Origin of the sequence: Oceanimonas baumannii (genome assembly GCF_002245495.1) — a bacterium.
In the GTDB taxonomy this organism is placed as follows: Bacteria; Pseudomonadota; Gammaproteobacteria; order Enterobacterales; family Aeromonadaceae; genus Oceanimonas; species Oceanimonas baumannii.
In genome coordinates this window covers 1-1165 of record NZ_NQJF01000042.1, presented here as the reverse complement: position 1 = coordinate 1165, position 1165 = coordinate 1, and the positions used below count along the sequence as shown (strand labels likewise).

The window sequence follows — 1165 nt, the reverse complement described above, 5'->3', positions numbered from 1 at the left end:
CGTCGGCAGCGTCAGATGTGTATAAGAGACAGCGACCAATGCGGTCGGAAATGATCCCAAACGGAATCTGAAAAATCGCCTGGGTCAGGCCGTAGGCACCAATGGCCAGACCGATCAAAGCGGGGGTCGCGCCTGCGAGATCCATCCCGTAGGTCGCCAGTACCGGCAACACCATGAACATGCCAAGCATACGGAAGGCGAACACCAGGGCCAGACCGCTTGCCGCGCGGGTCTCACCGCTACTCATGCGTTCGCTGTGGGGATCGTGCATGGAAAAACCTCGTGTGAACCGGCGGCGATTCTACCAGTCCCATCGATTGAGAGGGTATATGCGGCGGTTTGCCGCGCAGCTTTCATGTAAGGCTGCAAGCGGCCTTTTGACAGTGTATATTCATCCAGTCTTTAGCCGTATACTCCGGCATTATTTACGCCCGCCGTGCGAGGCCATCTTGGACAAGATCCTGATTCGTGGGGCTAGAACCCACAACCTGAAGAACATCGACCTGACCCTGCCACGGGACAAACTGATCGTGATCACCGGTCTGTCCGGGTCCGGCAAATCGTCTCTGGCCTTCGATACGCTGTATGCCGAAGGTCAGCGTCGTTATGTGGAGTCACTGTCGGCCTACGCCCGCCAGTTCCTGTCGATGATGGAAAAGCCTGACGTCGATACCATCGAAGGCCTGTCGCCAGCCATTTCCATCGAACAGAAGTCGACTTCCCATAACCCCCGTTCCACCGTGGGCACCATTACCGAAATCTATGACTATCTGCGCCTGCTGTATGCGCGGGTAGGTATCCCGCGCTGCCCGGACCACGACATTCCTTTGGAAGCCCAGACCGTCAGCCAGATGGTCGACCTGGTGTTGACGCAGCCCGAAGGGGCCAAGCTGATGCTGCTGGCGCCGGTGATCCGCGAGCGCAAGGGCGAACATCTGTCCGTATTCGAAGAGCTGCGCGCCCAGGGTTTCGTGCGAGCTCGCATCAACGGCAAGCTCTATGAACTCGATGAAGCACCGAAGCTCGACAAGCAGAAGAAGCATTCTATCGATGTTGTGGTCGATCGCTTCAAAGTGCGGGCGGACCTGCAGCAACGACTGGCGGAATCGTTTGAAACCGCACTGAAACTGGCGGACGGTATTGCCCCTGTCTCTTATACACATCT

The 1165-nt window shown here is 57.3% G+C and carries 1 protein-coding gene and 1 pseudogene; one reads left to right on the top strand and one right to left on the bottom strand.

The features are described from left to right. The coding region (locus tag B6S09_RS18865; protein ID WP_141202004.1) for an MFS transporter at window positions 1-271 on the bottom strand (271 nt) is incomplete at its 3' end. Between the two features lie 178 nt (window positions 272-449). Between B6S09_RS18865 and B6S09_RS18860 the strand changes: the two are divergent. Further along, window positions 450-1165: pseudogene (locus B6S09_RS18860) on the top strand (excinuclease ABC subunit UvrA); the annotation flags it as partial.